General features: G+C 41.9%; 17 protein-coding genes and 2 tRNA genes. 10 read left to right on the top strand and 9 right to left on the bottom strand.

The features are described from left to right. The first annotated feature begins 324 nt into the window (after positions 1-324). The 3 genes from radC to GX654_11615 all read left to right on the top strand — a co-directional run bounded on the left by radC (position 325) and on the right by GX654_11615 (position 1,630). A complete protein-coding gene (radC, locus tag GX654_11605; GenBank protein ID NLD37505.1) occupies positions 325-1,053 on the top strand; it encodes a DNA repair protein RadC in 729 nt (242 codons plus the stop codon). A 44-nt stretch (positions 1,054-1,097) separates the two neighbouring features. Then, positions 1,098-1,182 (top strand) — tRNA-Leu (locus GX654_11610). 49 nt (positions 1,183-1,231) lie between these two features. Beyond that, positions 1,232-1,630 (top strand): outer membrane protein assembly factor BamE, encoded by a 399-nt coding sequence (locus GX654_11615; GenBank protein NLD37506.1) that lies wholly within the window; start codon positions 1,232-1,234, stop codon positions 1,628-1,630. 453 nt (positions 1,631-2,083) lie between these two features. Here GX654_11615 and GX654_11620 read toward each other — a convergent pair whose 3' ends face one another. Continuing rightward, complete coding sequence (locus GX654_11620) at positions 2,084-3,274, bottom strand: amidohydrolase family protein (protein NLD37507.1); 1,191 nt, start codon at positions 3,272-3,274, stop codon at positions 2,084-2,086. A gap of 423 nt (positions 3,275-3,697) precedes the next feature. Here GX654_11620 and GX654_11625 point away from each other — a divergent pair, with 423 nt between their 5' ends. Next, on the top strand, positions 3,698-4,852 hold the full coding sequence (locus GX654_11625; GenBank protein NLD37508.1) for an AAA family ATPase: 1,155 nt from the start codon (positions 3,698-3,700) through the stop codon (positions 4,850-4,852). Position 4,853: 1 nt separating this feature from the next. Then, positions 4,854-5,486 carry a hypothetical protein gene (locus GX654_11630; GenBank protein NLD37509.1) on the top strand — a complete coding sequence of 211 codons (633 nt, stop codon included), beginning with the start codon at positions 4,854-4,856 and terminating at the stop codon, positions 5,484-5,486. Positions 5,487-5,566: 80 nt separating this feature from the next. On the opposite strand, the gene GX654_11635 is transcribed toward GX654_11630, so the two are convergent. The 6 genes from GX654_11635 to def form a co-directional block, all read right to left on the bottom strand. Next, positions 5,567-5,660: transfer RNA gene (locus tag GX654_11635), tRNA-Ser, on the bottom strand. 160 nt (positions 5,661-5,820) lie between these two features. After that, positions 5,821-6,477 (bottom strand): ribulose-phosphate 3-epimerase, encoded by a 657-nt coding sequence (locus GX654_11640; protein NLD37510.1) that lies wholly within the window; start codon positions 6,475-6,477, stop codon positions 5,821-5,823. Between the two features lie 86 nt (positions 6,478-6,563). Continuing rightward, entirely contained in the window at positions 6,564-7,928 is a 1,365-nt protein-coding gene (rsmB, locus tag GX654_11645) for a 16S rRNA (cytosine(967)-C(5))-methyltransferase RsmB (GenBank protein ID NLD37511.1), read from the bottom strand. Then, positions 7,915-8,700: a DUF116 domain-containing protein gene (locus tag GX654_11650; GenBank protein ID NLD37512.1), complete on the bottom strand. Its 786-nt coding sequence runs from the start codon at positions 8,698-8,700 to the stop codon at positions 7,915-7,917. The genes rsmB and GX654_11650 overlap by 14 nt, the downstream gene beginning before the upstream one ends. 74 nt (positions 8,701-8,774) lie before the next feature. After that, on the bottom strand, positions 8,775-9,743 hold the full coding sequence (locus GX654_11655; protein ID NLD37513.1) for a methionyl-tRNA formyltransferase: 969 nt from the start codon (positions 9,741-9,743) through the stop codon (positions 8,775-8,777). Further along, positions 9,743-10,264 carry a peptide deformylase gene (gene def / locus GX654_11660; GenBank protein ID NLD37514.1) on the bottom strand — a complete coding sequence of 174 codons (522 nt, stop codon included), beginning with the start codon at positions 10,262-10,264 and terminating at the stop codon, positions 9,743-9,745. Before def ends, GX654_11655 begins: the two co-directional genes overlap by 1 nt. A 149-nt stretch (positions 10,265-10,413) precedes the next feature. Between def and GX654_11665 the strand changes: the two genes are divergently transcribed. From GX654_11665 to GX654_11680, 4 genes are all read left to right on the top strand, one after another. Next, the gene (locus GX654_11665) at positions 10,414-11,001 is read left to right on the top strand and encodes an HD domain-containing protein (protein ID NLD37515.1); all 588 of its coding nucleotides are present in this window, start codon (positions 10,414-10,416) and stop codon (positions 10,999-11,001) included. Beyond that, positions 10,973-11,575 (top strand): energy transducer TonB, encoded by a 603-nt coding sequence (locus GX654_11670; protein ID NLD37516.1) that lies wholly within the window; start codon positions 10,973-10,975, stop codon positions 11,573-11,575. The genes GX654_11665 and GX654_11670 overlap by 29 nt, the downstream gene beginning before the upstream one ends. Before the next feature lie 76 nt (positions 11,576-11,651). Continuing rightward, complete coding sequence (locus GX654_11675) at positions 11,652-12,584, top strand: DnaJ domain-containing protein (protein NLD37517.1); 933 nt, start codon at positions 11,652-11,654, stop codon at positions 12,582-12,584. Position 12,585: 1 nt separating this feature from the next. Next, positions 12,586-13,563 (top strand): tRNA 4-thiouridine(8) synthase ThiI, encoded by a 978-nt coding sequence (locus GX654_11680; protein ID NLD37518.1) that lies wholly within the window; start codon positions 12,586-12,588, stop codon positions 13,561-13,563. 140 nt (positions 13,564-13,703) lie between these two features. Here the strand turns inward: GX654_11680 and GX654_11685 are convergent, their stop codons facing one another. Then, positions 13,704-15,605, bottom strand: a complete 1,902-nt coding sequence (locus GX654_11685; protein NLD37519.1) for a sugar phosphorylase — start codon at positions 15,603-15,605, stop codon at positions 13,704-13,706. 10 nt (positions 15,606-15,615) lie between these two features. Further along, positions 15,616-15,777, bottom strand: coding sequence for a hypothetical protein (locus tag GX654_11690; GenBank protein NLD37520.1), 162 nt, complete (start codon positions 15,775-15,777; stop codon positions 15,616-15,618). Positions 15,778-16,162: 385 nt separating this feature from the next. On the opposite strand from GX654_11690, the gene GX654_11695 reads away from it, so the two are divergent. Further along, the coding region (locus GX654_11695) for an acetyl-CoA C-acyltransferase (protein NLD37521.1) at positions 16,163-16,836 on the top strand (674 nt) is incomplete at its 3' end.

Here is a 16,836-nt window from a genome sequence, read left to right on the forward strand (position 1 = left end):
TAAAGCCGCATGAACTATCCACAAAAAAATCGAAAAGAAAATAATGATTTTTTTATGGATGTAAAGTAAATTTTTCATTACCATGCTGATCATCTTATAAAAGCGGGCGAAATATAGCAGAACATTAATATTAATACCAGTTATTATTTTATATGTGTCCATTTTAGTATTTATTATTAATTAAACTTAATTTCATTAATTATTACATATTTACAATAAATATAGTATTCCCTAAAATTCAAACGCTCTCCTCACATCGGATAGCATAAGGTTTTTCTTTAGTCTTATTTTAAAAAAATGACTCTAAAAAATGGGGGGAATTATATGTCAGAAACAGAAATTCAGGCGCGGGGTGAAGGTCACAGGGAAAGACTCAGGGAACGGTTCATAGAGGGGGGCATAGAAAGGTTTACAGATGAGGAGGTTATAGAGTTTCTCCTCACTCTTGGCACCCCCCGAAAGGATGTTAAACTTTCGGCAAGGGAGGCACTCAGGCAGTATGGCACCCTTTCAGGGGTATTATCTGCCCCCCTGGATGAGCTTAAAAAAATAAAAGGGATTGGCGAGAAAAATGTCCTGTACCTTAAACTGGTACATGAGGTGGCTGGCCGTTACCTCAGGGACAGGGTCATAAACAATGCCTTTTTTAACTCATCAAACGCTGTATATGAATACCTGTTCCACTCAATGCGTGACCTGAAAAGGGAGGTGTTCAAGGCGCTTTTTCTTAACAGAAAAAATGAGCTTATCTCTGACCAGGATCTGTTTCAGGGTGGCCTTACCGGGAGCGCGGTCTATCCTTCCGAGATCATGAAACTGGCGCTCAGCAGCAATGCGGCAGCGCTGGTATTTGTCCACAACCACCCTTCAGGTGACCCTCAGCCATCAGCAGAAGACAGAAACCTTACAAGAAACCTTGTATTTGCGTCACAGCTTTTATCCTTGCAGGTGTTGGATCATATTATTATCGGCCATAACAGGTATTATAGCTTTGCGGACGAAGGGGTTATAAAACTCTTTACTGAAGAATACAGAACCAAACTTAATTTATAAAAACCTTGACTCTTTTTTATTTATGATGAAAATAGACACTCCATGCGAGAGTGGCGGAACTGGCAGACGCGCTGGACTTAGGATCCAGTGCCGCAAGGTGTAGGGGTTCAAATCCCCTCTCTCGCACCATGAAACCTTTTTGATAAATAAAAGTATCAGGCATCACCGGAGATCAATCATGAAAACCAATATCAGATCAATCACCCTGTTCATAGTAATTTTCATCTCTTTGACCTTTACATTAAATGTGTCATCAGATGAAGCAAGTGACAAAGATATAAAAAACATGCAACAGCGTATCATTGAGCTTGAAAACAGGATAAAAGACCTTGAGCAGATCATCAGGATCTATCACGGCCCCAAGGATCAGGAAAAAGAGATTGCCTATGGATGGTTAAACAAGAAAAACTGGCGTAACCTTAAAAAAGGGATGACCCAGGAAGAGGTAAAAAAGATACTTGGTGAACCGGTGAAATCTGTGGATGGTTCAAGGTTAATCTGGTATTACCCCAACTTTTACCAGAGCTATGTCTCATTTGATGAAAAGGGAAACCTTACAGGGTGGAATGAACCTTAGATTGTGATCATCCGAAAAAACATCTGAATTCAGCTAATAATCCAGCCTCAGGTGCATTAGGTTAAATACAAATACTTTTTTACCACGGAGGGCATCCGCCTTCGCTGAAGCTATGGCGGGACAGGCGGAGAACACGGAGAAAGGTTTTTTTTTATCAATTATAACTTTTGTTTTTCTTAGAGCCCTTTACCTCTTTGCAGTTAATTTTTTAACCAGTCACTTCAACCATACAAGGACACTGAAATAAGGATTTATTAGTGTTAATACAGTAGGGGTGGACCTACAAAGCTGGAAGGAGATTATAAGTACCATCGAAATTGAGAGTAAATCTACCTTTCCAAAAGCGACTGGATTCCAGATCAAGTCTGGAATGACGAAGGTGGTGATAATGTAGCTTTTACAAAAAAATTAATTTACGCAAAAATTTTTGAGTAAAAATAATACGTTATAAAATTATATATTTTTACCCTTTACCCAAATACCCCTGATTTCCTTTAAAGAACCCGGCAGATCAACCGGCTTTCCTTTTACAGCCACAAATGTAGCTTGATTATCCTTTGATACAGTACCAGTATTCGGGGCATCATTTATTATTTGCATAGTATTGGATGTAGCACATTTGATTGCCTCTTCTATTGATAGCCCCGCTTTTATGAGAAGCCCCAGCTCCTCTATCACTGAAGAGCCGTGATAAACGCCTGGAGACCCTGCATCTGTACCCAGTGCTATTGTAACACCATATTCTATAGCCATCTCTACCTGCTCAAGCTGATGTATCAAATTCTTCTCTGCAACCTTATGCCAGCCTGATTCAGGGTCTGAGTTATCCATATATGCCTTCATAGTGCATATTGTGGGCACCCATATTGTGCCTTTATCTGCCATTCTTTTGAGGTTATCCTCACCCATGAAAAAGCCGTGCTCAACAGTATGGCACCTGGCTTCAATGGCACCCCGGACGGGTATGTTTCCATTTGCGTGAACCATCACCTTAAGACCAATGCTTTCTGCTGCTCTAACAGCATCTTTAAGCTCATCTACAGTAAACTGTGACGATGTCTCTTTACCAAACTCGGTAAGGCTGTTTACACCGGAGTTAACTATCTTTACATGATCCATGCCTGGCCTGAAATCCTCCAGAATGGCCTGTGAGAGTTCTCTTCCGGGTGTGATATGCATGCCAAGAAGCTGCCCGTATCGCCCTTTTACATGGAGGCCAATACCAGCAGCATATATTGATAGATGATGATCTTTTTTACCTGAGCTCTGATTTTTGTATTTCAAGGCATAGGCATTAAAATCACCGCCATCCCGAACTGTAAGCACACCATGCTTAATATAATCCCTGACATGACCCGCTATCATTGCCTCTGCCTGATCATATCCATACGCCATCTGATTTTCCCTGATCTCAGGATCAATGCGCCCTGATATAGCAAGGTGTGTGTGGCTGTCACAAAGTGCAGGTATAATTGTGCAGTCAGTTAAATCAAGCTGTTTGTCAGGTGGCTGCTGGTCTGGGAAAAAATCAGTAATAGAGGATACAATGCCACCTGCTATATTTATCAAAACATTTTTATTAACTGGCCTGCCTGAACCATCAATAAGCCACCCGGCGCGTATAGTCATATTCTGAGTATTCATTGTTACCTTTCAATTTTCTTCTGAGCTTACAGGATATGATTAAATAAAATCAAGCCTGTTTATGCAAACAATTATAGCTAAATATGTTGTAAAAACGCTCAATGACTAAAAAAGCAATGTTCAATTATTTATGTTTTTTGGCCTTAATTCATTAATTTTATTTAACAATTGACTAATTATATAAAGTAAAGCAAAGTAGATTTTTTTTTGAGTTAAGAATAACACGTTATATTGAAATTCAACCTAAATTAATGTAACTGATTTATACTTCCAATGGCTTTTATTTATGATAATCATATTGAATTTATTGTGGTTCAAGGATAATCGAGTTATGCAAAATTTTCTTCTTAAAAATTAAGTATATATTTGGAAGCTTATTATTTTCCATTTGTAAAAATTTGTTTTTAACAACGGAGAACTAATATGTACATATCGCACTTGAAATTACGAAATTGGCGAAATTTTACGAATGCAGATATTGACCTTAAAGAAACGGTCTATCTTATCGGTCCGAATGCTTCAGGAAAATCAAATCTACTTGATATTTTCCGATTCATGAGAGACATAGTTAACCCCAAAGGAGGTGGCCTTCAACAGGCTATCGATACGCGCGGAGGATTAACCAAGATTCGAAGTTTAGCAGCACGCAAACAACCCAGGATAGAGCTGGAATTCGAATTTAGAGAAGACCTGCAAAATACCTCTGAACCTCCAGACTGGCGTTATGTGTTATGGATTAATTACGAAGGATTCGGTAGACAACGACCGGTTGTTCTCAAGGAAGAAGCATGGGAAAAAGATAATCAGTTAGTATCACGTCCTGATGAGGATGACGAGACTGATCCTGAGAGGTTAACTCAAACTCATATTGAACAGATAAACATGAACCGTGAATATCGTGATGTAGCTAACTTCTTCTCTGATGTTCTCTATTTACATCTTGTACCTCAACTTCTGAAATTCAGCGAGCAACTATCGTTACGACATATGGAGTCTGATCCATTCGGTCAGGGATTTCTGGAAGAAATTGCAGAAACACAAAAACGTACCCGAGATTTTCGACTTCGAACCATTGAAGATATTCTCTTGAAAGTTATTCCAAATCTCGAACAATTACGATTCGCCAAAGACGAATCAACAGGTCGACCTCACCTTGAGATGCTTTATAATCATTGGAGACCAAAAGCAGGATGGCAGAGAGAGGATCAGTTTTCCGATGGAACACTGAGACTCATTGCAATGCTATGGACGCTTCTTTCTTCTAATAAAATGATTCTCTTGGAAGAGCCTGAGCTATCTCTTCACAAGGCTATTGTGGAGCAAATACCTGGATTACTTTACAAGACACGGCAACAAAGAAAAAAATCGGGAGGGCAAATACTTATAAGTACTCATAGTGAAGTAATGCTATCAAGCAAAAGCATTGATGGCAATTTTCTGATGCTCCAACCAGGGCAAGGAGGAGAAGCTACTCATGTTGTTCCACCTTCTAAAACAGATATTAAGGCAATGAAAGCCGGACTCTCACCTGCTGATGTACTCCTTCCACAAACTGGAACAACAGTACAGAGGATCTAATATGCCCGATGTATATTGCTTCTCTTATGTTGAAGATGAACCAAGTGCTGCGGTAATTCGCAAGCTTGTAGAGACACGAAATGGACGATCAAAAAATAACCTTATATTTCATAATGGATTTCCGAGTATTGCAAGAGGATATGGAGGTATCAAGAATAGATGTGAAGCCTTCTTGAATATGGCTAGAGTTGGGATTTATACATTAGTATTAACAGATCTTGATACTGCTGAATGCCCATGCAATCTGATTCGTGACTGGTTTTACATTCCTAAAAATGAGGTTATTGATCTACCGCAACAATGTATTTTTAGAGTAGCCGTAAGGGAAGTGGAATCTTGGATATTAGCTGATCATACAGAATGGGCAAATTACATTGGCATACCTGAATCAAATTTTTCGGATCAACCAGATCAATTAAATGACCCCAAAGAACATATATTGAATGTAATTCGCAGGAAAGGTAAGAAAAAAATACATCGCGAGATGTTGCCATCTGAAACAACTCCTATTGGCCCAAGATATAATGAGGTATTGTGTAATTTTATAGAAAATAGATGGTCCCCTGATCGCGCAGCACAAAGATCACCCAGTTTGGATCGTGCTTTAAAGGCAATACTGCAAATAATACAGTAGAAACCTAATTCGTCCAAAATCATACACTGAAAAAAAAGCTGGTATAAAACCAGCTTTTTTATTATGTGAGTTAAAAAATATGGCGGAGAGAGAGGGATTCGAACCCTCGGTAAAGCTTTACGCCCTACACTCGCTTAGCAGGCGAGCGCCTTAAGCCAACTCGGCCATCTCTCCATCAATCTGCAAGGTGCGTATAATAATGGCACACCTGAAAAATATCAAGGGTAAAATAAACTTTTTTAGCACATAATTAAATTTCAGTAGCCGAAAACCTTAAACCTTGAACCGCCTGTCCTGCCATAGCATATTGTGCAGAGACGAACAAACCGTTTTATTATTCAACTATCCCGTTTCTAAGGGCATTTATTGCATCCCTGTAATTTTTGCTGTTAAATACAAATGCCCCTGCAACAAATACATTTGCCCCTGCAGCAGATACCTTTGCTATTGTCTCAGGGTTTATGCCGCCATCCACCTCTATATCAATATTAAGCCCCCTGCTCACAATCATCTCCCTGAGCTTTTTTATCTTTGATAATGTGGCAGGTATAAACTTCTGGCCGCCAAAACCGGGGTTTACAGTCATGATAAGCACCATATCAATATCATCCAGGATAAATTCTAAAACATCAATGGGTGTTGCAGGGTTAAGGGAAACGCCGGCCTTGCATCCTGCACCTTTTATTATCTGGATAGACCTGTGCAGGTGGTTAACCGCCTCTGCGTGTATGGTAATGATATTTGCGCCCGCCTCTGCAAACGCAACAGTATACTGATCAGGGTTTTCTATCATAAGGTGCACATCAAGGGGTAGCGATGTCGCCTTTCTTACCCCTTCAACAACCAGCGGGCCTATGGTTATATTGGGCACAAAATGGCCGTCCATTACATCCACATGTATATAGTCAGCCCCTGCCCTTTCAGCAGCCTGTACCTCTTCACCCAATCTTGAAAAATCGGCTGACAGTATTGATGGCGCTATTATTCCCATTTTTAACTCCTTTTTTTAGGCAGGCACTGAGGCCTGCCCCTACTCATATTTCGAATCAAGATTGATACTGTGTTTCTGACCTTAAACTATCTTTCCTTTTTAATAAGGGCCGCAAAAAAACCATCCATTTTGTGTGTATGGGGATATGACCTGAAAAACCCATCATTGTCAATAAGGTTTCTTGCCCAGAGAGGTGCATTATTATTCATATCCACGAGTGATGCCCCGCTGTTTTTCTGTAAAAAATTATCAATAACAGTCCTGTTCTCCTCTCTTGTGTATGTGCATACGACATAGAGTATCAGCCCGCCCGGCTTTACTGCCTCAAAAGAGTTCTCAAGGATCTTTCTCTGAATCCTTGATATCCTTTTTATATCTATCTCTGACCTGTTCCATTTGATGTCAGGGTGCCTACCTATGGTACCTAATCCTGAGCAGGGGGCATCTATGAGCACTCTGTCAAATGCCCCTTTCAGGTTATCAGGGAAAGGCTCAGATGCATCTGCAACCACGCTTTTTATATTTTTGAGCCCCAGCCTCCTTGCATTCTCATGGAGCATTTCAAGTCTTCGTTTATCAGTATCAAGAGCAGTAACACTGCCCTTTCCTCCCATAAGTTCCATCAGGTGGGAGGATTTACCGCCAAGACCAGCGCACACATCAAGAATGGTCTGCCCCGGTTTTACATCAAGCAGCCATGAGACCGCCTGGGCAGCCTGATCCTGCACCTGAAACAGCCCCTTTATAAAGGATGAAAGCCTCTCTATCCTGCCGCTGAAATTTTCCAGTATGAGGCAGTCAGGCACATACTCAGCATGAACCGCATCAATGCTTTCATCTTTAAGGGCCTTAACAAGCTCATCCGCTGTGGTTTTAACCCTGTCTACCCTGATATTTACTGAGGGGAAACGATTCTGGGCCTCAAACAATTCTTCTGTTTGTGTAAGGCCGAATTCATCAAGGCACCTCTGTGCATGCCAGAGAGGGAATGAATAAAAACTGCTCAGGTATTTTACAGTGGTCTTTTTACGATCAGGGAATTTTACGCCATCCTTATTTCGGCAGATGTTCCTTAGAATACCGTTTACAAATGGTACAACATGCTGCTGTCCCTTTAATGCCTTTGCCTGCTCAACCGCCCTGTCAACCGCAGCAGATTCTGGCACCCTGTCCATGAAATAAATCTGATAAATAGCAAGGCGCAGGATATTGAGTACTGTAATATCTATCTTCTTAACCGGTGTCTTTGAAAACCCGCCTATTATATAGTCCAGCCTTAACCTGTATCTGATCACCCCCTGTATAAGGTTTGAAATAAAACCCCTGTCTCTTTCGTCAAAGCCGGGATTTTTGGTGAATATATCCTCAAGATAGTTACCGGCATATTCACCGGCCTTTTCAAGGCTGACAAGGGTATCAAGGGCAAGGGCGCGTGGTTTATCTGTTTTCATTACCTAAAAACACCTTTACTGCCGTTTCCACCTTATCCATATCTATATCCGTGTCATAACAGGGTCCGAATGGCCTTTTGTTCAATATGCCATATACAGGTATGGGGAAGCTGTCCTGTATCCCGCTTGTAAGGTCCCTTTCACACGCCACACCGATGATGATGTCAGGCCTTTTTTCCACCACTATCCTTCGGGCAAGGGTCCCGCCTGTTGCAACTGAGACAGGCACATTATATCTTTCCATAAGACCCGAAAGCTCTTTTATTTTGCATTTACCGCACTTTTTACAATTACCTATATCCCCTGTAATCCTGACCTGGCAGTCATGGAACTGTAAACAGTGGGGCAAAAGTATAAGCAGTTTTTCAGGCCTTACCTTTCTTGCTTCACTCAGGACAAGCTGGTTATTTATCTCTATAAATGATCTTCTTACCTGATCCTTGCTGATCCCTACAAGTTTTCCTATTATCACGAGCATAGGGAAGAGAAACCTTATTACAACCCCCCTTATCTTTCGGTTAAAAAAGAGGTTTTTCCCGCCGAGGATGGTAAATATAAGTGTCAACCCGCCGCCGATCATGTAAAGAACCACCGCAGCGAAAAAAATGGCCATTATCAGAGGGAGCCTGGGATGGATTTTACTAAAACCGATATATGGTATCAGCCACAAGAGGACAGCGAGCCCTATGAGCGCCGCGCAGGTTAGAAGGAGCAGAAGGATAAACCTGTTTCTGTCACTGGTTCTGCTCTGCTTGTTATCTGTTTCATCCATATTTTATCCTGAAAGGTTATTTACCGGTTATCTTACAAATAATTATCTGACAGATGATAGCTGAGTGCTGAAAGCTATAATAACATAGTCTCTTTTTCAATCCTGTTTCCCTGTACAAATGCCTTTACAGTCATCCTTTTTTTATTTGGGGGCTGTATCTCACCTATTTCAATAATGCCCTCCCCTGTCTCAACCATAAACCTGTTCGGGTCATCAGTGATTATCTTTCCTGGGTTTGTTGACCTAGTGGTCTTATCAATAACAACAGGGGTAAAGAGTTTGATATTTTTCCCATTCATCACAGTTGTTGCACCTGGAAATGGATCCATAGCCCTAATAAGCGCAGCTATCTTCACAGCATCCCTTGTCCAGTCTATCCTTGCCATCTCCTTAGTTATCTTTGAAGCATAGGAAGAGAGGGCATCGTCCTGGGAGGTGCCTGTTATCTCTTTCCCGGCTGTTTCCCTGAGAAACCTTACAATCACATCCCCGGATATGGCAGCAAGCCTGTCAAATAATTGTCCGGCTGTCTCATATTCCTTAATGGCGAGTTCATGCATGTAAAGGACAGGCCCCTTATCAAGCCCCTTTGTCATCTTCATCAGGGTAATGCCCGTTTTTGACCTGTTATCAAGTATTGCCCACTGTATGGGCGCTGCCCCCCTGTATAAAGGGAGTAGTGAGGCATGTATATTTATTGCGCCGAATTTTGGTATAGCGAGCAGTTCCTGCCTGAGCAGCTGACCAAATGCAGCAACAATGAACAGGTCAGGTTTTATAAGCCTTAAGCCTTCAATAAACCCATGATCATTTACATTACTGGGCTGCATCACATTTAGCCCGTATGAGATGGCACTCTCATTGACCGGGCATGGGGAGAGTGTAAGCCCCCTCCCCTTTGGTTTATCAGGCTGGGTAATAACCGCCTCAATATCATAACCGGCATTTACCAGGCTTTTAAGCGCCGGCACTGCAAAGTCCGGCGTGCCCATATAGATGATCTTTGGCCTTTCGGGTAATTTATTCGAAATAACCTGTCCCATTATCCCTGTTGTTCTTCTTTGCTTAATATCTTTTTAAGCCTGTTTTTATAGAGAGACCTTTTTAAGGAGCTGATATGATCAATAAAAAGCACACCATTCAGGTGGTCTATCTCATGCTGCAGGCAAACAGCATGCAGCCCCTCTGCCTCTATCTCTATGGGATTGCCCTCACGGTCAATGGCCTTAACAAGTATTTTGTTGCTCCTTTTTACCTCTGCGGAATAATCATAAACGCTTAGGCATGCCTCTTCATAGGTGATTGAACCTTCTCGTGAGACGATCTCAGGATTCATTATCACATTGATCTTATGCGCCTCTTCAGGGGGAGAAATATCATAAACCACAAGGCTTATGGGTTTACCCACCTGTATGGCAGCAAGCCCTATGCCCGGCGCTTTGTACATGGTTTCGGTCATGCCGTCTATAAGCTCTTGAAGTTTACCATCAATATTTTCCACTGGCGCGGCCTTGGTCCTTAACACCTGGTCAGGAAACCTGTATATCTTAAGTGTATCGCTCATATCTGTAACCCCATTATTTTTTTAAAAGCTCTATACTATAAAATAGATCATTTAACCAGACTTTAAATATAATTCCCAATATTTCAAGTAAAGGTGGGAGATTATTGCTTCTTGACATTTTTTACCATTCTCCATATTGAAAAGGCATTATGAAAAATATAGCAAATTTTCTATTTGAAGTGGGCATGCTGAAAAAGACCCCGCGCACAGGTTACCAGTTCCTGGGTTCAGGGAGCGAATCAGTGGCTGATCACTCATTCAGGATGACAATTATCGGGTATATACTGGCCGGACAAATACCAGAGGCAGACCGGAATAAAACTGTCCTCATGTGCCTCTTCCATGACCTCCATGAGGCAAGGACAGGTGACATGAACTATGTTAATAAAAGATATAACACGGTTGATGAAAAAAAGGCTGTCCGGCATATGACAGAAGGCATTCCTTTTGGTGCTGAAATTGCATCATTGACTGATGAATTCAATGAAACCGCCACTATTGAGGCAAAAATTGCCCGTGATGCGGATCAAATTGACCTGATCCTTGAACTTAAAAGGGAAAAAGACCTTGGTAATAGATACGCAGATGATTGGCTTTTTTATGCCAGAAAGAGGCTGATCACTGAAAAGGCAAAGGAAATGGCAGATGAAATTCTTAAAACTGACCATGCTGAATGGTGGTTTGATAAAAATATAGACCTGTGGGTAAATGGCAATAAAAACAACAATAACCAATAACCTTTTTGCCGCATCAAGGATAAGAAAGACCGCCTTCGGGCTCTCTTTTTTTTCACATCTTGTCCTGATACTAATAATACAGCAGTTTGCGCCGGATATATGGCGCATTGAAGAGCTCAAGACCTACAGGGTGGAATTTATAAGGGATGCAATAGATGACATCCCATTTGACAAGATGACTGAAAGGGAGAAGGAAAACACTATAAAAAAGATTATTGAGGCAGATAAAAAATCAGAGGAGACTATCTCCCTTGATACAGTTGATAAGCGCTATGTATCCTATACAGCTGTTTTAAAAAAGAGGCTTGCCGCCTGCTGGGGTTACCCAAAGGAGGCAAAGGAGAAATCAATAGAGGGAAAAGCTCATGCGATATTCAGCCTTACAAGGGATGGACACCTTACGGGTGTTGAGGTAACGGGCACTTCAGGCTATGAGATACTGGATCAGGAGGGGCTTGATGCGATCAAGCGGGCAGCGCCCTTCCCTCCCTTTCCTGACTCCATTACAGTAGAGAGGCTCAATATAAATGTCACATTTGAATACCGTATTTCTGCTGCAAAAAAGAATTTATAATTCGGGGTGTTACAATCTTCTTGACTCAAATAAAAATATGCTTAATTTAGGGCACTAAAAAATAACCGGAGTTAAAATGGCAGGGAAAGACTATTACAAGATACTGGGCATTTCAAAAACAGCTACTGATGATGAGATAAAAAAGGCATACAGAAAGCTAGCCATGAAATATCATCCTGACCGCAATAAGGATGATAAAAACGCAGAGGCGAGGTTCAAGGATATATCAGAGGCTTATGCTGTTTTAAGCAACAAGGAAAAGAGAGTGCAGTATGATAATTTTGGCTCTGAAGGATTCCAGAAACAGTATTCACAGGAGGATATATTCCGCAATTTCGATTTTGACAGCATATTCAGTGAATTCGGGTTTGGTGGGCGTGGCCGTGGTGGTTTTGGGAATATTTTCGGTGGCATGGGAGGAAACTCATTTAAAGGAGGGGCTTCACCATTTGGCGGCGCATTTGGCGGTAGACCCCAGCCTGTAAAAGGAAAAGACATTATATATGAACTCTCAATAGGTCTTGAAGACACAATTAACGATACAGAAAAGATGATCGCCTACCGCAAGGACAACTCTGAGCAGGAAAAGATCTCTGTAAAGATACCCGCAGGTATATCGACAGGCAAAAAACTTAGATTATCGGGCAAGGGAAATCCAGGCATAAACGGTGGCCCTAATGGTGACCTTTACATACAGGTAAGGGTTATGGATCACCCGCTCTTTAAACGTGACGGGGATGATCTCACCATTACAAAGAGCATTAAATTTACCGAGGCTGCCCTTGGTACTGAAATAGAGGTCACTACAATAGATAAAAAGACATTAAGGCTGAAGATTCCGGCAGGGACACAGAATAATGCTAAACTCAGGCTCAAGGGTTATGGTGTACCCCGCATGAACGGAGTTGACCGCGGTGATGCATATGTAACCATCAGCATAGAGGTACCGAAAAACCTTACAAAGAAACAGGAAGAGACCATAAAAAAGCTCGCCGAGCTGGGCATGTAGCATGAAGGCCCTGTCCATCTTTTCAGGAGGGCTCGACAGCATCCTCGCGGTAAAGCTTGTAATGCTGTCAGGGGTGGATGTTTTACCAGTCAATTTTACCACCCCTTTTTTTAGCCCTGATAAGGCAATTGAATCCGCCGAAAAAAACAGTCTCCCGATAAAAGTTGTCGATATCACTGACAGATATTTCCCCATGTTCAAGGCACCTGTTTACGGCTTTGGCGGCTATATGAACCCATGCATAGACTGCCATGCACTTATGCTCAAGATTGCAGGGGAGATGCTTACAGAGGAAAATGCATCCTTTTTAATAAGCGGGGAGGTGCTGGGCCAGAGACCCATGTCACAGCACAAATCAGCATTAGCAGCGGTTGAAAAGACAAGCACCATGAAGGGGCTTGTGTTAAGGCCCCTTTCTGCAAGGCTCCTGGAAAAAACAATCCCTGAGATAAACGGGTGGGTACAGGATATAAGCCTTCTCAGGTTATCAGGCCGCTCCAGAAAACCGCAGATTAAACTTGCAAAAGAGCTTGGGGTAACACATTACCCTACACCGGGTGGCGGTTGCCTCTTAACAGACCCCATATTCTGCAAGAGGTTCAAGGACCTTAATGATAACAGCCCTGATCTTAACAGGAATGATATAGAGATGTTAAAGGTTGGCCGCCATTTTCGCATAAACCCTGATCTGAAGATGGTTGTAGGAAGGGACATGAAGGAGAATGAAAGGATACTGGAACTTGCCGATGAAAACGGCTACACCATAAATACAGTCACAGTGCCAGGGCCTATTGTGTATGTTGCAGGTAAACGAACCCCTGAGACAGACCTGCTTGCAGCATTCATGACCGCATCCTACAGCGATGCAAAGATGGGTGAGATAGAACTCATGATTACCCATAATGGTAAGAAGGAGATCATTAAGAGTGCTGGTAAACCCCTGGAGGAATTCAGGGAGTATATGATTGAAGGGACATAACCTCTTAATACTTGACAAAATCAGGTATACCTGTGAGGAACGAAACCCGATAAATATAAAGTCTATAATATCTCCCGGTTCTCCAGTAATACAGTGAGAACATGATGTGAGTTCAAAAATGAGTAGATAGTGTCGAACACCTATATATTTTCAGGCATAAGCCATTTCACATCATAAGCCCCCATGATAACCTTAAGATCTCCTTTATGGGCCTCAATCAGGCTTTCATCTATAATATCCCTCCATATGCCTTTATTTATACATGTTTCCTTCAGGGATATGTTCAATTGAACCTCCCTGCCTGTGACGTTTGTCAGGGTCAGAATATATTCATCCTCATCAGGAGATATTCGAAGTAATGCAAAAACAAAGGGAGAAAGGTAAAGTACCTGCTGCCTGCCCCTGGGGTGAAATGCTCTGTTTGCAGTCCTCAGGGTATTTAATCTGCTGCTTTGCCTGCATATGAGTGAAAACTTTGAATCCTGATTCCTAAAATCATTTTCAAAAGAAGATGCATCTATTACACCTCTGTTTACATCTCTTTTTATTCCGGTCTGTTTCACACTTTCGTGATCGTTTTCACTGCCGACAGCTCCATGAATATAAATACCAGGCACGCCTTTAAGCACAAGTGAAATACTCCTTGACGCTACAAAGCGTTTTACCTGCAGATATAAACTCTCACGTGTCTTCCGGTCATTTATCGCGCTCCACCATGTGCTGTTTATCTCATAGGGTTCATCCGAACCGTCTCCCGCTTTATATGATATATATGCTCCGCGCCCTTCAATTGTTTTTATGAGAAAAACTATTTCATCATAGGGAAGAATATTTTTTACACCCATAAGCCCGATACCATCATGGGTGTCCAGTATATTAAGAAAGGTTACCGAATCAGATGGTAGATCAAGACCCTCTGCCCACCTGGAAAGATGCCCGGTATCTTCCCTGTAAAAGGCATGCAGAACCAGTGGCGGTAAGGCGAAGTTATAAACCATGTGAGCCTCATCATACCCGTTTCCGAAATATGATACATTATCCGCATGAGGCACATTTGTCTCTGTAACCAGAGCAACTCCAGACCCAACGGCATCTACTACATCACGGATAAGCTTTATAATCTCGTGTGTCTGCGGCAGGTGAATACTGCTGGTCCCGGGTTCATCCCACAGATAGGTCACGGCGTCAAGCCTGAGAAGATCCGCCCCCTGCCTGATATAAAAAAGAAGACTGTCTATCACCTGCATCAGGAGATCAGGGTTATGAAAGTTGAGGTCTATCTGATCTTCGGAAAATGTTGTCCAGAGCCACTTAGGCCCATTGATGGTTTCATAAAGGGTAAGTATATCTGAGGTCCTGGGTCTGAAAAGCTTTTTTCTCTGCTCTCCTGTCAGGTCATCGGGGGAATCATATGCAATAAAAAAATCGATAAATCTGGGGTTTCCCTTCCTGAATTCAAGGAACATTTCACTCATTGAAGATACATGATTCAGTACAGCGTCAAACATGAGGTCGTATCTTTTTTTCTTTTCACGAATATCAGTCCATGATCCGAGTTTAGGATCCACCTGTCTGAAGTCAACCACTGCAAAACCCCTGTCTGATGAATAAGGGAAAAAGGGCAGAAGATGTATGGTGTTCAAAGCTCCCTGGTTATATGTATTCACAAAATTATACAGTACTGAAAGAGGTGTTTCGCCATCACCTTTTACAATATCCCCATATGTTATGAGTATCATGTCCTCCTCGGTAAAACGTTCCCTTGGATCGTAGTTCTTCTCCTTTTCAAGCATTTCAGCGGGTTTATGGGCATAGTGAACCTTCATGATACGCTCAAGTTCTTTAATATAGAGGCTGGCATTCTGGCTTCCATAAAGAATAGCCAGCCTTTTTCGCATCTTTTTGTGTGTTTCCTTAAGAGGTTCATAGCGGGGCCTTTTATAATCGGGGTGGGGGTCATAAAATGTCCTTTTTCTTTGATGTTTTAATTGCTGATTATCCATTCGCTCATATTCTCCTTGCCATAGTAATTTAAAATCCATTTACCATTATTTATGGTATGTAGCTACCCCTGTAAGTGCAGAGAGGGTAGAGCTTCTTATATTTGGCTGAATAGCCATACAATAAAACACATTCTTTTTTATGATCCTCCTCTCTCTCTTCTTCTGATATGGCAATAAAACTTGCCAAGCAAAACACTCTTTCCTTTTCCATTAGGCCATTTACATGTATGATACGAGACTAAGGCAAAAAGGTAAATGAATTTAATATTTGATTGGATGGCATTAGGTAAAGAAGGACACGGTGTTCATGATGAAGAAACACGAAAGAAAGTATATGAGCGGATATTGGCGTTTATAGATAGTCATTTAAAATAACCATGCTATTTAGTATCGCCATATATGTGATTATACTCGGTGGCATAAAAAATGCCACCCTGCAAAAAAACGTCAATGCTTAAGTTACCAGATTTACAGGATTTAAAAAGGTAAAATCATGCATAGAACATCCTGATTTTTTTGCGATAAATCCGTTGACACCAAAACCATGATTCCCTATACTGTGCAAACTTCACAAACATTAAAGGAGATCACACATTATGAAAGATGTTGTTATTGTATCCAGTGTCAGAACAGCGGTTGGTAATTTTGGCGGTACCCTCAAAGATATCCCGGTAGTGGATCTTGGTGCAGCAGTACTTAAAGAGGCACTTAAAAGGGTTAACCTTAAACCGGTTGCCTCAAAGGAACTCGTAAGTTTTGAACCCGATGCCCTCAAGGGTAAGGGGATTATTGATCTTGAGAAAAAGGCATATGATTACCCTGAATCTGCCCGCCCGATCCAGATTGATGAGGTTATCATGGGTAATGTTGTGGCAGCAGGACAGGGCCAGAACACAGCCCGCCAGGCTACTATCAAGGCAGGTATATCAAAAGAGACATCTGCATTTACAATAAACAAGGTGTGTGCCTCCGGGATGAAGGCCGTAGCCCTTGCAGCTCAGGCCATTAAGGCCGGCAATGCAGAGATAATTCTTGCAGGCGGAATGGAAAACATGAGCATGGTCCCCTATGGGCTTCCCGCTGCCAGATGGGGCGCACGTATGAATAATGCCGAGATGATAGACCTTATGGTATTTGACGGCCTGTTTGAGATCTTTTACGGTTACCACATGGGTATAACAGCAGAAAACATAGCAGAAAAAATGGGGATATCCAGGCAGGAGCAGGATGAACTCGGTGCATTGAGCCACAAAAGGGCGCTTGATGCTAT

Source organism: Desulfatiglans sp. (assembly GCA_012513605.1).
In the GTDB taxonomy this organism is placed as follows: Bacteria; Desulfobacterota; DSM-4660; order Desulfatiglandales; family HGW-15; genus JAAZBV01.